The 19,856-nt window shown below is 40.5% G+C and carries 15 protein-coding genes and 1 other RNA gene; 9 read left to right on the top strand and 7 right to left on the bottom strand.

Features of this window, described 5'->3' with window-relative positions:
* Positions 1-7: 7 nt before the first annotated feature.
* The 4 genes from sufB to ydiJ form a co-directional block, all read right to left on the bottom strand.
* A complete protein-coding gene (gene sufB, locus PSF27_RS03060; protein ID WP_206084034.1) occupies positions 8-1,507 on the bottom strand; it encodes a Fe-S cluster assembly protein SufB in 1,500 nt (499 codons plus the stop codon).
* Positions 1,508-1,523: 16 nt separating this feature from the next.
* Positions 1,524-1,892, bottom strand: coding sequence for a Fe-S cluster assembly scaffold SufA (gene sufA, locus PSF27_RS03055; RefSeq protein WP_047757040.1), 369 nt, complete (start codon positions 1,890-1,892; stop codon positions 1,524-1,526).
* Positions 1,893-2,300: 408 nt separating this feature from the next.
* On the bottom strand, positions 2,301-2,717 hold the full coding sequence (gene menI, locus PSF27_RS03050; protein ID WP_206084033.1) for a 1,4-dihydroxy-2-naphthoyl-CoA hydrolase: 417 nt from the start codon (positions 2,715-2,717) through the stop codon (positions 2,301-2,303).
* The gene (ydiJ, locus tag PSF27_RS03045; RefSeq protein WP_272538603.1) at positions 2,717-5,770 is read right to left on the bottom strand and encodes a D-2-hydroxyglutarate dehydrogenase YdiJ; all 3,054 of its coding nucleotides are present in this window, start codon (positions 5,768-5,770) and stop codon (positions 2,717-2,719) included. Before ydiJ ends, menI begins: the two co-directional genes overlap by 1 nt.
* Positions 5,771-6,026: 256 nt before the next feature.
* On the opposite strand from ydiJ, the gene ydiK reads away from it, so the two are divergent.
* Together ydiK and rprA are read left to right on the top strand one after the other, a co-directional pair.
* Entirely contained in the window at positions 6,027-7,142 is a 1,116-nt protein-coding gene (gene ydiK / locus PSF27_RS03040; protein WP_206084398.1) for an AI-2E family transporter YdiK, read from the top strand.
* 226 nt (positions 7,143-7,368) lie between these two features.
* An RNA gene (gene rprA, locus PSF27_RS03035) (antisense sRNA RprA) lies at positions 7,369-7,479 on the top strand.
* A 375-nt stretch (positions 7,480-7,854) separates the two neighbouring features.
* Here the strand turns inward: rprA and ppsA are convergent.
* Positions 7,855-10,233 (bottom strand): phosphoenolpyruvate synthase, encoded by a 2,379-nt coding sequence (gene ppsA / locus PSF27_RS03030; RefSeq protein WP_206084031.1) that lies wholly within the window; start codon positions 10,231-10,233, stop codon positions 7,855-7,857.
* Between the two features lie 292 nt (positions 10,234-10,525).
* On the opposite strand from ppsA, the gene ppsR reads away from it, so the two are divergent.
* From ppsR to PSF27_RS02995, 7 genes are all read left to right on the top strand, one after another.
* Positions 10,526-11,359: a posphoenolpyruvate synthetase regulatory kinase/phosphorylase PpsR gene (gene ppsR / locus PSF27_RS03025; protein WP_272680999.1), complete on the top strand. Its 834-nt coding sequence runs from the start codon at positions 10,526-10,528 to the stop codon at positions 11,357-11,359.
* A 124-nt stretch (positions 11,360-11,483) separates the two neighbouring features.
* Positions 11,484-12,533: a 3-deoxy-7-phosphoheptulonate synthase gene (locus PSF27_RS03020; protein WP_272538605.1), complete on the top strand. Its 1,050-nt coding sequence runs from the start codon at positions 11,484-11,486 to the stop codon at positions 12,531-12,533.
* Between the two features lie 254 nt (positions 12,534-12,787).
* A complete protein-coding gene (gene hemP / locus PSF27_RS03015; RefSeq protein ID WP_206084029.1) occupies positions 12,788-12,994 on the top strand; it encodes a hemin uptake protein HemP in 207 nt (68 codons plus the stop codon).
* Positions 12,995-13,079: 85 nt separating this feature from the next.
* Positions 13,080-15,230 (top strand): TonB-dependent receptor domain-containing protein, encoded by a 2,151-nt coding sequence (locus tag PSF27_RS03010; RefSeq protein ID WP_272680849.1) that lies wholly within the window; start codon positions 13,080-13,082, stop codon positions 15,228-15,230.
* Between the two features lie 91 nt (positions 15,231-15,321).
* Entirely contained in the window at positions 15,322-16,371 is a 1,050-nt protein-coding gene (locus PSF27_RS03005) for a hemin-degrading factor (protein WP_272680848.1), read from the top strand.
* An 84-nt stretch (positions 16,372-16,455) separates the two neighbouring features.
* Positions 16,456-17,202 carry a heme/hemin ABC transporter substrate-binding protein gene (locus PSF27_RS03000; RefSeq protein WP_272538608.1) on the top strand — a complete coding sequence of 249 codons (747 nt, stop codon included), beginning with the start codon at positions 16,456-16,458 and terminating at the stop codon, positions 17,200-17,202.
* Between the two features lie 607 nt (positions 17,203-17,809).
* Positions 17,810-18,181, top strand: coding sequence for a helix-turn-helix domain-containing protein (locus tag PSF27_RS02995; RefSeq protein WP_206084025.1), 372 nt, complete (start codon positions 17,810-17,812; stop codon positions 18,179-18,181).
* Positions 18,182-18,260: 79 nt separating this feature from the next.
* Here PSF27_RS02995 and PSF27_RS02990 read toward each other — a convergent pair whose 3' ends face one another.
* Complete coding sequence (locus PSF27_RS02990; protein WP_206084024.1) at positions 18,261-19,277, bottom strand: lipoate--protein ligase A; 1,017 nt, start codon at positions 19,275-19,277, stop codon at positions 18,261-18,263.
* 63 nt (positions 19,278-19,340) lie between these two features.
* Positions 19,341-19,829 (bottom strand): C40 family peptidase, encoded by a 489-nt coding sequence (locus PSF27_RS02985; protein ID WP_206084023.1) that lies wholly within the window; start codon positions 19,827-19,829, stop codon positions 19,341-19,343.
* Positions 19,830-19,856 lie beyond the last annotated feature (27 nt).

The following is a 19,856-nucleotide window of genomic DNA, read 5'->3' as shown; positions in this document are numbered from 1 at the left end:
ATAAGGATCAGCCAACGCTGTGCTCTAAGCTGATCGCCAGCAATTTTTGTGCTTCTACGGCAAACTCTAATGGAAGTTCCGAGAACACATCTTTACAGAAACCATTTACAATCATAGAAATAGCATCATCTTCGCTAATTCCCCGTTGTAAGCAGTAAAATAGCTGGTCTTCGCCAATACGTGAAGTTGTGGCTTCGTGCTCAAGCTGTGCCGTATTATTTTTAACTTCTACATAGGGGAACGTATGTGCCCCACATTGCGTGCCGATTAACATGGAATCACACTGCGTGAAGTTACGTGCATTTTGCGCGCTTGGCAGGATTTTGACTAAACCACGGTAGCTGTTTTGGCTCTTACCCGCAGAGATCCCTTTTGAGATAATCGTTGAACGGGTATTTTTCCCGATGTGGATCATCTTGGTTCCCGTATCTGCTTGCTGATTACCGTTTGTCAGTGCCACAGAGAAGAACTCACCGACTGAGTTATCCCCTTTAAGGATCACGCTTGGGTATTTCCAAGTTATCGCCGAGCCTGTTTCAGACTGCGTCCACGACATTTTAGAGTTTTCGCCCTCACACAGTGCACGCTTAGTCACAAAGTTTAAAATACCGCCTTCTTCGCTATCCCCACCAGAGAACCAGTTTTGAACAGTGGAATATTTAACTTCGGCATCTTTATGAATAATTACTTCGACCACCGCGGCGTGCAACTGGTAGCTATCACGAACAGGAGCAGAACACCCTTCGATATAGCTGACGTAACTGCCTTCATCTGCAATTAAAATGGTGCGTTCAAATTGCCCCGTTTTGGCTGCATTAATGCGAAAATAGGTGGAGAGTTCCATTGGGCAATGTACCCCTTTCGGGATGTACACAAAGGTGCCATCAGAAGCCACCGCCGCATTTAACGCTGCAAAAAAGTTATCGTGGCTTGAAACGACGCTACCCAAGTATTTCTGAACTAATTCTGGGTATTCTTGGATAGCCTCGCTAAATGAACAGAAGATCACGCCATGTTTAGCAAGATCCTCACGATAAGTCGTAGATACTGATACGGAGTCAAAAATCGCATCCACTGCAACCGCTTTACCTTCACGAACAGGCACACCTAATTGGTTGAAAGCTTCTTCGACTTCTGCCGTTAAGTAATTATTGGTCTCAGCAACGCCCGTTGCTTGGGTTGCCCCAGATTGGGAACCACAGGTATCATCACACGAGCCACAAGATGGCGCAGAATAATAGCTGTAATCCTGATAATCAAGATTTGGGTAATGAGCTTTGAGCCAATGGGGCTCTTCCATGCCTTTCCAGTGATTAAAGGCATCAAGGCGGAATTGTAACATCCACTCAGGCTCATTACGTTTCGCTGAAATAGCGCGGACAACATCTTCGTTGATCCCTTTTGCCATTTCATCTGTTGCGACTTCCGTAAAGAAGCCCTCTTTATAACGCTGGTCATCAAGCCAGCTTTGAACATCATCGCCAACTTCTACATTGCTCTGTGACATAATCTGACTTCACATGTTAAACGCCGAAGCTTTCACCACACCCACAGGCATGTTGGGCTTTCGGGTTATTAAATTTGAAAATTTGATTCAGCCCTTCTTGGACGTAATCAACGACTGTGCCATCAATAAATGGCATTGCTTCTTTTGGCACATAAAGGTGCGCGCCATCGAGTTCAAATAACAGATGGTTGTCGGTTGGATTTTCGATCATTTCAAAAACATAACCGAAACCCGCGCAGCCAGACTGTTTAACGCCGAGTGAAAGCCCTTTGGTATTTGGGTTTTGCACCATCAATTTTTTGATTTGTTTTGCAGCGCTTTGTGTCAGGCTAACTCCCTGCCAATTGTTTTCATCAAATGAAAATGTCTCTACACCGTCAGTCATATTGACCCCACATTTCTTATGGCTTTTCAGCCTGTTATCAGGAGATTAACTCTGTCTACCCTATGGTAATGATTACCTATGCTACTTCAACCATTTGTTTTAAGAGGTTATAGCTATTTTAGCGTTTTTTTTATTCAAATTGAGCTTATTTATTAACCAAAAACAACCAACAAGCCACCTAACACAATGAAAAATAACAGATAAATAGAGTTGCATTTTTTATTCAATTTTGTACTAATAAATACACAAAAATGACACAAATTAATAAAGATGCATTTATTATACAACTTAATTTATTTGAGAAAAATGAAAATGCATTCATCTGAATATATAGATGGGGTCAGTTAATAAAAACAACAACTCGTTTTCGAGATATTTTCCCGAAAACGAGGTAGACAAAGAAAGGATTTACTCAAATAACACAGCCGTTGTCAGACGTGATGTACAACATAGCTTGCCTTGTTCATTGAAAATTTCAATGTTCCAGACTTGCTGACGGCGACCTAGATGAATGGGCTTGCAAACGCCACGCACAATACCTGAACGCGCTGCGCGAACATGGTTAGCATTAATTTCAACGCCCACCACGCGCTGTTCACCTTCAGTACACATATAACCTGCGATAGAGCCTAGTGATTCAGCCAATACAACAGATGCACCACCATGCAACAAACCAAAAGGCTGCTTCGTTCGTTCATCCACAGGCATCGTTCCTTCCATATAATCATCACCCACTTTGGTGATTTCGATACCAATGTGCCCTAACATGCAAGTTTTTGCCATTTCAGCTAATTGCGTTAAATCAAATTGACGTTTCCAAATCATTAAACAATCTCCAACAAGGCTTGAATTGGGTGTTTTATTAATGTATTTTCCATGCGTTTTACTTGGCTGCGGCAAGAATAACCTGAACTTAAACAACGCTCTTTTGGCAGTGACGACATCGCCCCTTTCCAAGATAAGTTATAAATTCCTTTTGAGTTTTCTAGGTTTGCAACCTCGTGCCCATAAGTCCCCGCCATTCCGCAACAACCCACACTCACATTATTAAGCTGATGCCCGAAGCGCGCAAATAAAGACGCCCATTGGTTCGCACTATTTGGCAGTGCTGTCGATTCGGTACAATGACCAAAAAAGTACCATGGCTGTGCTGCGCTTGTTTGTACAATTTGTGGTTCAGGCAAGGTAATTAGCCATTCATGGGCCAACATTACCGTAAATTGGCACTGGTCTTTGCCTAAGATTTCGTGGTATTCATCGCGATAACACAAGACTAACGCAGGGTCGACGCCCACCATTGGCAATTGCAATTTTGCCACGCGATTTAAGAAATCTGCGGTCTTACGGGCTGTTTTCGCGAATTTAGCCAGAAAACCTTTGATATGTTGCGCTTTACCATTCGGTGAAAACGGCAACAACACAGGTTTATAACCCAATTTTTCGATTAAACGCACGAAATCAGCAACAACTTTCGCATCGTAATAGCTGGTAAATGGGTCTTGCACCACTAGCACATAGCTTTCCCGTTGGCTTGCCCCCATCCCTTCAAGCTGCTCTAATGTCATGGATACTGCAGCATGGCCTGAAAGCTCTTGTTTTAAAGTTGGCTGCGAAAATAGCGGTAAATCCACCATACCGATAGTGCGCTCACTGAGTTTCTGCACAATGTTTTGGCGTAAAAAAAAGTTAAAAACACCTGGCGCTTTTGACAGTAATGGCGCACTTGATTCCACATTCGCAACAATATGATCACGAACTGGGCGCAAATAACGGCCGTGATATAACGCTAAAAATTTCGCTCTAAACGATGGCACATCAATTTTGATTGGGCATTGTGTTGAACACGCCTTACACGCCAAACACCCTGACATCGAGGCTTTTACTTCATGGGAAAAGTCATAATCCCCTTGCTTAGCTCGCCAGCTGTTGCGCGTTTTCTCAATCAACCCGCGTAATGATGGTTGGCTTTGCGTGATGCCTTTTTCAAGATGCTCTGGTGTCACACCTTGCTCGGCAAGTAATCTCAGCCATTCCCGCACCAAGGTAGCACGCCCTTTTGGTGAATGAATACGTTGCCCACTGATTTTCATTGATGGGCACATCGGGCTCTTCACATCAAAGTTAAAACAAAGCCCATTACCATTACAGTCCATTGCCCCACGAAACTCTTGACGCATCTGTATAGGAATTTGCCTGTCATAAGTTCCTCGTTTAATGCCATCCACTTGTTTCATTGGCACATCTAAACCCGCTGGCGGGCAAATTTTACCTGGGTTCAAACGGTTATCAGGGTCGAAAGCTGCTTTGATATTGCGCAACTCACCGTACAGCACCTCACCAAAAAACTCAGGACTGTACTCCGCACGGAAACCTTTACCGTGCTCCCCCCAAAGGAGCCCTCCGTATTTCGCTGTTAATGCAACAATTTCATCAGAAATTTGTTTCATCAATATTTCTTGCTGCGGGTCACACATATCTAACGCAGGACGCACATGTAAAACCCCTGCATCCACGTGGCCAAACATGCCATAATTGAGTTTATGGTTATCCAACAATGCCCTGAATTCAACAATATAATCAGCAAGATGCTCAGGGGGAACACATGTATCCTCAACAAATGGGATAGGCTTAGCGGCCCCTTTACTGTTGCCTAGTAAACCAACCGCCTTTTTACGCATATTATAAATGCGTGTGATATCTTCAAGATCATGACAAGTTTGGTAGCCAATCACGCCTGCCTGGTTGCTTGCCATTAATTCATCTAAGCGCTGGCACAGGCTTTCCGTCAATTGATTAATTTCATCTTCATCGTCACCACTAAATTCAACGATGTTTAGTCCTAACATTTCTTTGTTTGGCACATCTGTAATTAACGCTTTGACGGAGTGCCAAACGATGTCTTCTTTTGCAAGGTTAAGGACTTTTGAATCCACCGTTTCAACCGATAACGCTTTGGCTTGTACCATAAATGGTGCATTACGCAGCGCAGACTCAAATGAATCGTATTTCACATTCACTAAACGGCGCACTTTAGGAAGCGGCGTAATATCCAAAGTCGCTTCCGTGATAAAGGCAAGAGACCCTTCTGACCCCGTCAAAATACGCGTAAGGTCAAACTCCGTTAATTCATCATTAAATACATGACGTAAATCGTAGCCCGTTAAGAACCGATTAAGTTTGGGGAATTTTGTTTCAATTAATTGACGTTGTTCAAGGCAGCGTTCTAAAACTGTTTTATAGATACGTCCTATTACTGAATCTTCAGACGCAATCGTTTGGGCAAGAGCAATAGGCATAGCGCGTGTATCAAGGCATTCACCTCCCAATACCATTGCTTTAACGCCTAATACGTGGTCCGAGGTTTTACCGTACACCAGCGAACCTTGCCCCGATGCATCTGTGTTAATCATCCCGCCTAATGTGGCGCGGTTACTGGTCGATAATTCGGGCGAGAAAAAATAGCCATAAGGTTTAAGAAACTGATTAAGCTGGTCTTTAATAACACCTGCCTCGACCTTAACCCAGCCCTGCTCAGGGTTAATTTCTAAAATGCGGTTCATATAACGAGACATATCGACAACAATCCCTTCTGTTAAGGATTGTCCGTTCGTTCCCGTACCACCGCCACGTGGTGTGAAAGTGAGCTCACGGTATTTTTCTTGTCCAGCAACACGTGTAATAATTTGCACGTCAGCACTGGAACGCGGGAAAACGACAGCTTGGGGCAGCAACTGGTAGATACTGTTGTCTGTCGCCATTGATAATCTTTCTGCATAACTGGTGCCATTATCACCCGTAAAACCTTGTTCTTGTAGCTCATGCAAGAACGTGATGACGAGTTGGCTGAGATGAGGTGCTTCTGATATACGCGGGATCATTATTAACGATGACTCTTGTTGTTTAGTGTTCGCATTACTCGTTATGTACTATCTTTATTTTAAGTTGCACAATAGTGTCTTAGGTTTATGAAAAATGGTATTCACAGCCTGTAAAGACAGTACAGCCGCTGATGACATTGTCGTCATGAACCATATCACAATATTGTTTTTTTTAACCGTGAAAAATAATTACGTTATTTTCACCTTAAAAAAGGCCATACAAGCAGAATTTTCATTTGTTAAGGATCAATCATTAATGGAAAAATCGCAAAAACGTTTGGACCTTCCCAAACTTATTTTCGGGCTGTTATCCATCGTTTTAATGATAGCGGCCTGTTTTTGGGTGCTTAACCCCTTTATTCTGGGTTTTGTTTGGGCTGGAATGATGGTCATTGCGACTTGGCCGTTGTTATTACACCTCGAGGCGCGCCTATGGAATAAAAGATGGCTTGCTGCCTTAATGATGGTTCTCCTCATTTTACTGCTGTTTGTTATTCCACTTGGTATCTTAATCGGCAGTATCATTGAGAATAGCTCCCCACTCATTGAGCTAGCAAAATCGCCATCTAGTCTCACATTACCAGACTTAGAGTGGTTAAATACCATTCCAATGGTGGGTGAGAAAATTTATTACGCATGGCACAGCTTGGTAGCAAGTGGCGGTAATGCCCTGCTGGCAAAAATTCAGCCATACTTTGGGCAAGCAGCAGGTTGGTTTGCCACACAAGCGATTAGTGCAGGACGCTTTGTTTTCCACTTAGTATTAATGTTGCTCTTTAGTGGGCTACTCTACCTAAAAGGCGAAACAGTCATGTTAGGCATGCGTCATTTTGCCGTTCGCTTGGCGGGGATCCGTGGTGATGCAGCTGTTGTCTTAGCCGCACAATCCATTCGTGCAGTTGCACTTGGTGTGGTGGTGACCGCATTGATTCAAGCGATTGTCGGTGGTATTGGCCTTGCACTCTCTGGCATCAGCTATGCGGCTATTCTGACAGTATTGCTGTTTATTTGCTGTGTAGCGCAATTAGGGCCCTTATTAATCATGATCCCTTCAGTATTATGGTTATTTTGGACTGGCGACACCACATGGGGCATTATTTTGGCGGTTTGGGCTGCAATAGTGGCCACCATGGATGGTGTACTACGTCCATGGCTGATTAAAATGGGCGCTGATTTACCGATGGTACTGATCCTTGTTGGGGTTATCGGCGGAATTTTATCATTTGGTATGATAGGGTTATTTATTGGCCCTGTTGTTTTGGCGGTTTCATACAGCCTATTAAAGGCTTGGATGAACGAAGTCGCCCCTCCTAATGAAGACCTAAGCGAAACCGAAAAGTTTCTTGAGGAAGAATTTTTGATTAAGAAATAGTTTTAGCTAATTGAAGCAGATATGTTTATCAATAGACATGTCTGTTTCATTAATGATTTCCTTGCCATTAATATTTAGAAACAATATTTAACACTCTAACGTTAGTATTCAGCTTAATTTATGTTAACATAAAACAACTGAATATTTCTCTTTACGTAACAATAGGTAACATTAATATTGAGAGTGTTCTTAATGATTGTATAATGTAATTAGCTTATTATCTAATTATTGAATCAAATAAATTTAATCACTATGCCAACCTTTTATAGGCGTAGTGATATAAACGAATTGCTGTGTGTAGTCTTTGCCTGTCAGCCCATGATAGGCTTTTTTTTTGCCTAAATATTCAATATGAATAATATTCACATCCAAATTAAATCATCAGTTTACAAACATTGATTGAAATCAATTTTCAGTTTACGTTAAATAAGTGAATATACTCCTTTAGTATTATCTTCCCCACTTTCGTTTTAATTAATCACGCGAATGATTAACTCAATACTCATATTATTACACATAATAAGAGTATTAATATGTATATATTTATAATGCTCATGACATATTAAATGCATAATCATTCGCTACTTTTTTATATCTATCGTATTAAATAATCGTTATTACCAATTGCAATTATCGGTATTTTAAATGAGTAAAAAGGCCAATTGGGAGATACCCAATCGGCCTTTTCAACTAATGGTAATAAATCGTTTTATTATTGGTTTTCTGCGATTGTTAGCCACGTTTGAACCACAGTATCTGGGTTCAATGATAAGCTATCAATACCTTCATCAACTAACCACTGAGCAAAGTCTTGATGGTCAGATGGGCCTTGTCCACAAATTCCAACATATTTATTCTGACGTTTTGCCGCTTTAATCGCCATAGAAAGCATCGCTTTAACAGCATCATTACGCTCATCAAATAGCTCTGAAACAACACCAGAGTCTCTATCCAAGCCTAATGTTAGCTGAGTCATATCGTTAGAGCCGATTGAAAAACCATCAAAATGCTCAAGGAATTGTTCAGCTAATAGTGCGTTTGAAGGAATTTCACACATCATAATCACTTTTAAGCCATTTTCACCACGCCTTAAATCATGCTTCGCCAGCTCAGCAATGACAGACTCAGCTTGTGCAACAGTACGCACAAACGGAATCATCACTTCAACGTTAGTTAACCCCATGGTGTTACGCACACGTTTAACCGCTTCACACTCCAACGCAAAACATGCGCGGAAGCTATCAGAGACGTAACGCCCTGCACCACGGAAACCTAACATTGGGTTTTCTTCTTCTGGCTCATAAATATCACCACCTACTAAGTTGGCGTATTCATTCGATTTAAAGTCAGATAAACGAACAATCACACGTTTCGGCCAGAATGCTGCCGCTAAAGTTGAGATCCCTTCAGTTAATTTGCCGATATAAAACTCAATCGGATCTTCATAACCTGCCATCATTTCACGAATTTCAACTTGTAATTCAGGGGATTGTTTATCAAATTCCAGTAATGCTCTTGGATGAACTCCAATCATACGGTTAATGATAAATTCCAAACGTGCCAAACCCACACCTTCGTTTGGTAAACAAGCAAAATCAAATGCGCGATCAGGGTTACCCACGTTCATCATAATTTTGACGTTTAAATCAGGCATATCGCTGACTTCTGAACTGTGAATTTCAAATGCTAACTCACCGCCATACACAAAACCTGTATCACCTTCTGCACAAGAAACCGTCACATTTTGGCCTTCTTGTAAGCGCTCTGTTGCATCCCCACACCCCACTACCGCAGGGATGCCTAATTCACGAGCAATAATTGCAGCGTGGCATGTACGTCCACCACGGTTTGTGACGATAGCGGCAGCCTTTTTCATGATAGGTTCCCAATCAGGGTCTGTCATGTCAGTGACCAACACATCACCTGGCTGAATTCTATCCATTTCGCTAAGGTTATGGATAACTTTCACCTTACCTGCACCGATACGATGACCAATGGCGCGGCCTTCTACCAATACTTGACCTTGCTGTTTTAACTGGTAACGCTCCATCACTTGTTGATTAGAGCGCACAGTTTCTGGCCTTGCTTGAACAATATACAGACGCCCATTATGGCCATCTTTTGCCCATTCTATATCCATTGGACGACCATAGTGTTTTTCAATCTGTAGTGCTTGGCGAGCCAGCTCTTCAACCTCAAGATCAGTCAAAGAGAAACGATTGCGTAACCCTTCTGGCACATCTTCAATTTGCACTTGTTTACCGTGCTCTTTACTGTTGGCATACACCATTTGTAATTTTTTAGAGCCAAGGGTACGGCGCACAATTGCAGGACGGTTATTTTTCAGGGTTGGCTTGTGTACATAGAACTCATCAGGGTTCACAGCACCTTGTACCACCATCTCACCTAACCCATAAGCTGAGGTGATGAAAACAACCTGATCAAAGCCCGATTCAGTATCAATGGTGAACATAACACCCGATGACGCTAAGTCAGAACGAACCATTCTTTGCACACCTGCAGATAATGCCACACCACGGTGGTCATAACCTTGGTGTACACGATAAGAGATTGCACGGTCATTAAACAAAGATGCAAATACGTGTTTAATCGCAACTAAAACAGCATCAATACCTTGAACGTTCAAGAATGTTTCTTGTTGCCCTGCAAACGAAGCATCTGGCATATCTTCTGCAGTAGCAGACGAACGCACAGCAAATGAAGCTTCAGCTTCACCTTCAGAAAGCTGAGCAAATGCATCACGAATATCTTGTTCCAACTCCTTCGTCAGTGGAGTATCAATCACCCATTGACGGATCTGAGCACCTGCTACAGCCAGTTGGTTCACATCATCAATATCCGTTTCATCTAGCAGGTTATAAATGCGCTGATTTACACCGCTCTGCTCCAGAAAATCATTAAACGCCTGTGCGGTTGTCGCGAAACCGTTAGGTACGGATACACCCAGATCAGATAAGTTAGTGATCATTTCACCGAGAGAGGCATTTTTGCCACCAACACGGTCAACATCATTCATCCCTAATTGGTTATACCAAAGTACATTACACGGAGTGAGGCCATTTGTGGACATTGAAAGCGATCCTTTTATAGCAATTTAGTGACAGAGTACAAATCGTAAAAAATCTCGTTGGCGAAATATCGCCTCGTGAAATAGACTAGCACAGACGGTATGAGAAGATGGACTGGTGAATCGTTCCATCAATTAAGAAAACTTTTTTGTTCTAAAAATCGTTCAAAAAATGGCTATACTTCCCCTGATAAACTAATTTTTAAACTTTAAACAAAGATAATATCCCTCAATATCCAGTGATAAATACAATAAGAGGCTAATAATAATGACCGAATTAGGAGCAATGAATACGATGGCAAGCCAAGTTCAACGCACTGTTTTCTTTATTTCTGATGGCACAGCGATCACCGCTGAAACTATAGGGCATGCAGTACTTTCGCAGTTTCCTCTTTCATTTACCTCTTACACATTACCGTTTGTCACCACGCTGACTCGGGCAGAAGAAATCAAACAAAAAATAGATACACTTTATACAGAAACACAGATCCGTCCTTTGGTGTTCTATTCCATCATCTCCCCAGAAGTTAAACAGATAATCACTCAGAGCTTAGGGTTTTGCCAAGATATCGTCCAAAGTTTAGTCGCTCCGATTCAAAAGGAGGTTGGCCTTGAACCCGAACCAAAGCTAAACCGAACCCACGGTTTATCTATGCAGAATATGAACCAATACGATGCACGTATTGCTGCCATTGAATATACACTGGCTCATGATGATGGTATTTCCTTAAGAAATCTCGACCAAGCTCAAGTCATTCTGATTGGCGTTTCCCGTTGTGGTAAAACCCCAACTAGCCTTTATTTAGCAATGCAATTTGGTATTCAAGCGGCAAATTACCCTTTCACCGCTGATGATATGGATAATTTGCAGTTACCTGTCGCGTTACGTCCTTACACCCACAAATTATTTGGTTTAACCATTAGTCCAGAGCGATTAGCGGCAATCCGTGAAGAGCGCCGTGAAAATAGCCGTTATGCATCGATTAGGCAGTGCCGAATTGAAATTGCTGAAGTCGAAGCCTTATTTAGACAAAATAAAATCAATTACTTAAATACGACGAACTATTCTGTAGAGGAAATTTCTGCCAAAGTGATTGATACCATGGGGTTACAAAGACGTATATTCTAGTGAATATAAAATAAAAAAAATTATTCATTCAATTTACGCTGGAGGTTGAAATTAAGCCATATTCGTTTATTGTGATCTTTATCACTTATATGGCGACAGCCTATTCAAGTTTCTGAGAACAAAAATGCACAAAACTGATGAGTTACGTACAGCAAGAGTGGACAGTTTAATCACACCACAAACTCTTGCCGATGAATTTCCTATTTCCGCAAAAGTTGCCGAAAACGTGACAGCGTCACGAAAACGTATTGAACAGATTTTATCAGGCCAAGACCCTCGTTTGCTGGTGATTGTCGGCCCTTGTTCTATTCATGATATTGATGCCGCTATTGAATATGCAACGAAATTAAATGCATTAAGAGAACGCCATCAAGACCGCTTAGAAATTGTCATGCGCACCTATTTTGAAAAGCCGCGCACCGTTGTGGGCTGGAAAGGCTTAATTTCTGATCCAAATTTAGACAATTCATGCCAAGTCAATACAGGTATTCGCCTTGCACGAAAATTACTGATTGAAGTTAACCAGTTAGGATTAGCCACTGCCACCGAGTTCCTCGATATGGTGACAGGTCAATATATTGCTGATTTGATAAGCTGGGGTGCAATTGGTGCGCGTACAACCGAAAGTCAAATCCATCGTGAAATGGCTTCAGCATTGTCTTGCCCTGTCGGTTTTAAAAATGGCACCGATGGCAACATTAATATTGCTATTGATGCTATCAGAGCGGCAAAAGCCCAACATATGTTTTTATCCCCAGATAAAAATGGCCAAATGACCATCTACCAAACCAGTGGTAACCCACACGGGCATGTCATTATGCGTGGTGGTAAACAGCCAAATTACAGCGCTGGTGACCTTGCAGCCGCATGCGATAAACTCCGTAAGTTTGAATTACCAGAGCATTTAGTGGTTGATTTTAGCCATGGTAATTGCCAAAAAATTCATCGTCGCCAACTTGAGGTTGCACGGGATATAGCGGAGCAAATTAAAGATGGTTCAACCGCGATTAGTGGCATAATGGCAGAGAGTTTTTTAGTTGAAGGCACACAAAAAGTAAGCTCTGAACAACCATTAGTTTACGGTCAATCTATTACCGACCCTTGCCTTGGTTGGGATGATACTGAACAACTGATTGAAATTCTTGCTCAAGCTGTGGATCACCGCTTTAAATAGTTTTTCACTGCATCTCTCTCGCTTTGGTAAATCACCCACCAAAGCGAGCCTCAAACATCACCAAAAAAAATAAAAAAACAAAACCAATAAATCCCACGATATTAATATCTATTAATTTTTAATAATCATTTAATTTAATCCAAAAAATTCTTGCCCCCCCATACATTAACGATAATAATTCTCACTACTAACACGCAACTCGTTAGAAAGCACATGAGAACAATTTTATGACCTTATTAAAAAAGACAAATCAAATGGTAACGAAGGATCTTTTTTTAGCTAAGAGAGAAGACCCCACTCTGGTACCTATTGAAGCAAAATCGACCCAAGCGATGTTAGCAACACACATCGTTGATAGTCAGCAACTACTTAATAAGGAAGGAAAAGTTGAAATTCTACACCGTGGGGAAATTTACCAACTAAAGCAAACCCGCTCAGGTAAATTAATTCTAACGAAATAAATAAGTTATACCGACAATCTATAGCACGCCACCCAGACATCATCAAGGCAGCCAGCTTAAACCACACATAAGGAAAGGATTTCCTATGCCATTTAAACTGATGCCTACATCAATTTCTAACCCTCAACACCAATATAAATTCCGTTTTTCAACGCTTGCTACCGCTTTGGCAATTTCGAGTACGAGTCATACTGCACTCGCCCAAAATGAAGCAAAAGACGTTATGTATGTATCTCAATCACCATTGAGTTATGAAAAAATTGCTGTTGCTCAGCAAGTTGAGGTTATTAATGCCCAAGCTCCTGAATTGCAATCTGCGACTTCAGTATTGGATTTACTCAAAGGCCAAGCAGGGGTACTCGTCACGGGTGCAGGTAGCACATATGGGCAGAGTCTTCAAATGCGAGGCTATGATCAACGAGGCGTAAAAATTACTATCGATAATGTCACCCAAGATTTTAACTCTGGCTTATTTGATGCCACTTTTATTGACCCTGCCCTAGTTAAAAAAGTTACCGTTCATAAAGGCGGTGGTTCGCTTCACCATGGTAACGGTGCACTCGCAGGTGTCGTCTCCATAAAAACCCTCAACGCATCTGATTTATTAAAACCTGGGCAACATTTTGGTGGGCATGTTACCACTGGTATTAACCGGAATGATCATAGCTATCATGCAGGTGCAACTCTGTTTAGCCATGTCGATACTTTCGATACCATCTTAAGCTACCAGCAACGTAAAATACAACTCAATAACCCATACGTAGCCCAAGGCCTAGAGACCAATGAAGAAATTCATAATTGGATGTTGAAAACAACGTGGTTTGCTCACCCAGCCTATCAAACCACAATACAACTTAAAGAATACCGTAATAACAGCATTGGCCAAAAACAGCCAAGTATATCTTTTAATCAAACCCTCTTTCCAAACACCCCACATGAAAGGAGTTCACTACAACGAGATATCCACATTGGCCAACACTTCTCACCCAATAATACGCTTAGTTGGCAGGCAAACTGGGACTTTTACTACTCAAGTATCGCACTTAACCAGTTAGACCTCATTAAAGTGAAAAAAACACCAAACGATTACCGTGAAGAAGATCGAGACCAATATACATACGGGACCAAATTCACCAATAGCTTCATAGTACCTATGAATAATTGGGCGAATAACGCAATTCAAAGTGGCTTCGAATATTATCAACAAGAACAAAAATCTAATGAGTATTCAATCAGCTATCCTAATGCCCATCTATTAAATAGTTCAGGGTGGCTAAACAACGATCTCACATTACACCACTTACCTATTACATTTTCAGCAGGAACACGTTTTACTTATTATAAAACCTCTCGTAAAGATATCGCGGAAGATAGTCATACAAATTGGTCATCAAGGTTCGCTGTGAGTGCAACACCATCACATTGGCTGAATCTATTTTCTTCCTATTCAGAAGGCTACCGAACACCTCGTATGGCAGAGTTATACAATAACTCTCATCATTTTCGTGTTCCATTTATAGGATATACATCGGACTTTATCCCTTCACCAGATCTAAAACCTGAAACAAATAAAACAGTTGAAGCAGGTATGAAATTCAGCTTCGACGAACTAGCATTGACAGGGGACTCACTTCAGTTTGGTAGCACGGTGTTTCATACTAAAGCCAAAAATCATATTGCCCTTGATGCTCAATACAAAAAAAGAATTGATCGAAGCTTAAAGTTTTTTTGGCTACCTGAAAAGATTTATTATATCAATGTGCCATCTGCGACCATCAAAGGTGTTGAGAGCTTCGTTCACTATAAAACACATTGGTTTGACCTCGATGTTAGCCATAACCTCATTGTTGGAAAAGAAGATGAAACACACCATACCCTTTCCTCTCTTCGCCCAAATTCCTTAGTTGCCCGTTTTAATGCACCGATAGCACACACAGGGGTCAATCTTGGGTGGGTTGGTGAATTTGCAGCACGCAGCAAATTTGATGGGGACGATACTTACGTATTACCTGGGCAAAAATCAGTGGAGAAGTTAGATCGCTATCGCCGTGAAGTCATTCAATATCCTGGTTATAGCCTTCATGACTTCTACATTAGCTATCAAGCAGACCAATTCATTAAAGGTCTCAGTTCTACCTTAGCACTCAAAAATGCGTTCGATAAAAATTACGTTTCTTCCATGGGGGTTCCACAAGAAGGCCGTAATTTCTATTTTAACCTGAATTATAAATGGTAACGAAATAATTAAGTAGGCTAGTTGGGCCTATTAACACAGTAAATAAGCCCAACTAATTATTATTGGATACAATATAAATAAGGAAATAATTGTGAACTCAGTATATTACAAAGACTACTTACAGTTAAAGCAACAGTTTCCAAATAAGTATGCTCGGGATTTAGCTACTCAGCTTAATATCACTGAAGCTGAGCTTTTATATCGCAGAGTTGGTCATGACAATGTAAAACGGCTTTCAGGTCATTTACCTGAACTACTTCATACGCTATCAACGATAGGCCAGGCTAAAGCCATTACACGCAACAATTACGCCGTCAGTATTCAAACTGGCGTATATGATAACCCACGTTTTAGTGACCATGCGGGCCTATTCCTTAATCCAGGAAAACTGGATTTGAGAATGTTTTTTGCACAATGGGATTCCATATTCACGCTCTCGGAACAAATAGGGAATGACATTCGGCACAGCATTCAATTTTTTGATAAGAATGGGGATGCCATACATAAAGTTTATTCCTGTGAACACACTGACATGAAAGTGTGGCAAGACATTATTACTCACTATACGTCCATCGATAACCCCCCACTACAGCTCGATACTGTTTTATCATTTTCAAATAGCGAAATTAGTGATGAAACTAAGCAACAAATTGAACAACAATGGCGCAATATGTCCGATGTTCATCAATTTTTCACCTTATTAAAAACGCATAATTTAAGTCGCCAGCAAGTTTTTCGTATAGTAAGTAACGAACTCGCTTGGCAAGTCCCAACAAATTCACTATCACAGTTACTCTCTCTCGCCCACCAAGCCAAAAATGAGATTATGCTTTTTATTGGTAATCGTGGATGCGTCCAAATTTTCACGGGTGTTATCAACAAACTCTCACCACTGAAAATTGAAAGCTCACAAACAGATTGGCTTAATGTGTCTAGTAATGATTTCAATTTGCATATTATTGAGAATGGTATTTCTGAATGCTGGGTGACGAGAAAACCGACACAAGACGGGTTTGTGACAAGCCTAGAAGTCTTCGATAATCAAGGTAACCAAATCATACAAATGTATGGGCAGCGCACTGAGGGGGTTCCTGAGCAAACTCAGTGGAGCCAACAAATACTTTCTTTACATCGAATTTAATTACTAAATTATTTTATGCAATATTGGCTTCTAATGTTCATAACACTTTGTATCTCAAATTGTACATGGTCAAAAGAACGCATAGTGTCTTTGGGGAATGATATCACCGAAATTATTTTTGCCCTTAATTTCGGTGGCAATATCATTGCTCAAGGTACTTCGGGTTCTGTAGAACAGCAACCTCCAACTATTGAAGATATAAAACAAATTAATCCTCAACACATTGTTTCAATGCAACCTACCCTTGTTTTAGCCAGTGATCAAGTCAGGCCTTCTTCTGCCCTGTTACATATACAAAGCCAAGGAATACACGTTATTAAAGTTGCTCGCGGAATGACATTAGAAGCCATTCCTAAAAAAATTCGTACAATTGCCAAACAAATAAATCAAGTCCATTTAGGGGAACAACTTATCCAAAAATTTCAGAGTGACCTTAGCAAAATTAAGACATCACCAATAAATAAAAATGTTCTCTTTATTATCAATAAAGGTGGTGTTATCCCCTTAATTGCTGGGAAAAATACAACTGCAGATAAACTTATTACCGCAATTGGTGCTAAAAATGCGATGGCAAACATTGAACTATATCAGCCTCTTTCTCCCGAAGCCATTATCGAAGGACAACCTGATTTAATCGTTGTATGCCATGAGAGCGCAAAAACTCTCGGGGGCGCAAAGAGTATTTGGCGGCTTCCAGGTATCTCAATGACACCCGCGGGTCGAAATAAAGCATTAGTCATCGTCGATGATATAGGAATGCTAAACTTTAGCCTAGGAACTCCCTTAGTGATGTTACAGATACGTCAAAAATTAGAACAGCTACCTGATTAATATTTCATAGATAGAAAATGACTCGACCTATAATTTCATTACCTATTGATTTTAAATGGTTTTTACGAAAATCCTTTCTTCGGTTTTTTATAGTAAATAACCCTCATAAACAACAATATCGCTCTTAAAAATATTGCGTTTCCACATATTTATCTAGATAACGTTAATTCTTTTAACATTCGTGATAAAGATGATATTTAATCTTAATTATGCTGTATTTTTAGTTGTTTTCACTAAAACAATTACCTCGGAATTTCCTGTCTATTGTTATATAAAATCTATAATATAATTTTTCAATTATTTACTTGGTTAATAAATTAGAACTGCTTAGTCAAAATATTTGACTGATTATTATAAAATAATTTTTTATTGGAAATAAAAAACAAAATTTAAGCATAACTATTTGTATTTAAATAAATTTAAACATACGTAAGTGTATGTTTAAATCATTGATTTTTTCAACAACTATCATATCAATAGTTATTATCATATAAAAAAAGCACGTTTGGCCTATCGATATATCGGAAAAAAAGGAAGAATAGACCCTAATTTCGTGAGTTATTATTAGTTATTAATGAACAATAGCCTACTTGAGTAGGAGGTAAATATGTCAGAAAGTGTAGTCAACGATATCGTGAAATGGCTTGAAAGCCAGTTGCAACGCAATGAAGGCATCAAAATCGACACAATAGCCGATAAAAGTGGTTATTCTAAATGGCATTTACAGCGTGTTTTCAAAGAAATGAAAGGATGCACGCTTGGCGAATACGTCCGTAAACGTCGTTTGTTAGAGGCTGCTAAATCATTACGTGAAGGCAACTTACCAATCCTTGATATTGCTCTGCAATATGGATTCAGTTCACAAGCTACATTTACTCGTATCTTTAAAAAACATTTTGATACGACGCCAGCAAAATTCCGTCAAACTGGTGAACTGCCTGAATGCAAAAGTTTTATGACATGCAGTTGTCATAACTAGTTAGTTTCAAGATCATTCCTTCCTATTAGTTGTTAGTATTTTGAAGTCTATGTCTGAGCCGACTATGTCGGCTCATTTTTTAACTTAGTTCATGCACTAACCAGTTCTCTAAATCGTTAAGTTGATCTTGTAACTCAGGCCACTGTTGCTTCATCTGGCAACATAATTTTTTGATCGTTTCAGTTTGATAAACTTTCCCCAACATTTGCTCACTCAGCCACTCAAGGGGCGTTGGGTCTAAACTATCGGTAAAAAACTGACAACGACTAATTACCCCTTTTTCAATATCAAAATGAAATTCAATCCCACCCCAAGGAAAACGAGTATCTGAATAATGGGAAAATGCAGGCGCTTGGCCAAAATTCCATTCCCAGCTACTTTGCTTGGCAAATGTTTCCGTGAAATTAGGCAGGTCAGGCAGTTTTTCAGGAGAGATATACTCCGCTTTAACTGTTTCACCAAAATGATCAAAAAAGCTTTTAATCACCCCTTCACAGACAGTTTCATGGCTGATGTTAGGCACTAGTTCAGAAAGATTCGCAACACGCGAGCGAACCGAGGTAATTCCTTTCGCCTGTAATTTTTTGGGATCAGGATTAAGGTAATTGGCTAGTCGGCTTAAATCTGCATTAATCAATAGTGTACCGTGGTGAAACCCGCGATCTTTCGTTTCGCGATAAGCAGAACCCGAAATTTTGCGTGGGCCATTTTCCGTATTGAGCACTAAATCATTACGCCCTGAAACTTCAGCCACAATGCCCACATTAGCCAATCCATCGACAATAATTTGTGTAGAAACCGTTTTATCGTATTCAGGTTTACCCGCCATAAACGTAAAGCAAGTATTGCCTAAGTCATGGAAGACAGCTCCACCGCCACTACTGCGACGTGCTAAGCGAACATTGTCTTCTTCCATTCGGCGAGTATTACATTCTTTCCACGGGTTTTGGGCACGACCAATGACCACCGTATCAGCATTACGCCATAAAAACATCACACGCTGATCGGCAGACATTTGCCTAAAAATAGTTTCCTCGACCGCAAGGTTAAACCAAGGGTCAAACGATTCTGAAATGAGTAAACGCAATGTTGACATGAAGCTATCCTAAAAACAAAACTTGCTCTTAAGATAGCATAATGACTGAAAAAAATTGCGCATTTAAATGCGCCTTGCCTGCCAGAACACTTTTCGCCAATACACGTTGTCCATTGACGAGCGGATCACACCTTTACTGGTTGACGCATGAATAAAAGTGTTATCGGTGTCATAAATACCAACGTGTAACCCATTTTCGCCAGAGCCAGTTTTAAAAAACACGAGATCGCCAGGCATTAAATCCGTTTTATCGATACGCGTACCAAGCTGTGTTTGGTCGACGGTAGTTCTAGGTAATTGAATAGCAAAGCGATCATTAAAAGTTCGATAAACAAAACCTGAGCAATCAACACCATTTTGACTCATCCCACCATAATGATAAGGCGTGCCATACCATTGTTCTAGCTGGTCTTTTAACTGAGCGATGGTCATGATAGGGTCTGACAGCTGGGTTTTTAACGGTGGCGGTGCAGTACGCTTAACGGATGTTGATGAACAACCAATTAAAACCAAGCACAGTAATAATGGTAAGTGTTGTATTTTAATCACCATAAAGCACCTTAATCATCCATCTTATTG

Source organism: Providencia sp. PROV129, from assembly GCF_028482245.1.
Lineage (GTDB): Bacteria > Pseudomonadota > Gammaproteobacteria > Enterobacterales > Enterobacteriaceae > Providencia > Providencia vermicola.
Note: the sequence above shows the minus strand (reverse complement) of the source record. Positions and strands in the feature narration are given on the sequence as shown.

Excerpts from the sequence above, each read along its gene's own strand:
- sufB (WP_206084034.1), bottom strand. The coding sequence starts at position 1,507 with ATGTCACAGAGCAATGTAGAAGTTGGCGATGATGTTCAAAGCTGGCTT.
- sufA (WP_047757040.1), bottom strand. The coding sequence starts at position 1,892 with ATGACTGACGGTGTAGAGACATTTTCATTTGATGAAAACAATTGGCAG.
- menI (WP_206084033.1), bottom strand. The coding sequence starts at position 2,717 with ATGATTTGGAAACGTCAATTTGATTTAACGCAATTAGCTGAAATGGCA.
- ydiJ (WP_272538603.1), bottom strand. The coding sequence starts at position 5,770 with ATGATCCCGCGTATATCAGAAGCACCTCATCTCAGCCAACTCGTCATC.
- ydiK (WP_206084398.1), top strand. The coding sequence starts at position 6,027 with ATGGAAAAATCGCAAAAACGTTTGGACCTTCCCAAACTTATTTTCGGG.
- ppsA (WP_206084031.1), bottom strand. The coding sequence starts at position 10,233 with ATGTCCACAAATGGCCTCACTCCGTGTAATGTACTTTGGTATAACCAA.
- ppsR (WP_272680999.1), top strand. The coding sequence starts at position 10,526 with ATGGCAAGCCAAGTTCAACGCACTGTTTTCTTTATTTCTGATGGCACA.
- PSF27_RS03020 (WP_272538605.1), top strand. The coding sequence starts at position 11,484 with ATGCACAAAACTGATGAGTTACGTACAGCAAGAGTGGACAGTTTAATC.
- hemP (WP_206084029.1), top strand. The coding sequence starts at position 12,788 with ATGGTAACGAAGGATCTTTTTTTAGCTAAGAGAGAAGACCCCACTCTG.
- PSF27_RS03010 (WP_272680849.1), top strand. The coding sequence starts at position 13,080 with ATGCCATTTAAACTGATGCCTACATCAATTTCTAACCCTCAACACCAA.
- PSF27_RS02995 (WP_206084025.1), top strand. The coding sequence starts at position 17,810 with ATGTCAGAAAGTGTAGTCAACGATATCGTGAAATGGCTTGAAAGCCAG.
- PSF27_RS02990 (WP_206084024.1), bottom strand. The coding sequence starts at position 19,277 with ATGTCAACATTGCGTTTACTCATTTCAGAATCGTTTGACCCTTGGTTT.
- PSF27_RS02985 (WP_206084023.1), bottom strand. The coding sequence starts at position 19,829 with ATGGTGATTAAAATACAACACTTACCATTATTACTGTGCTTGGTTTTA.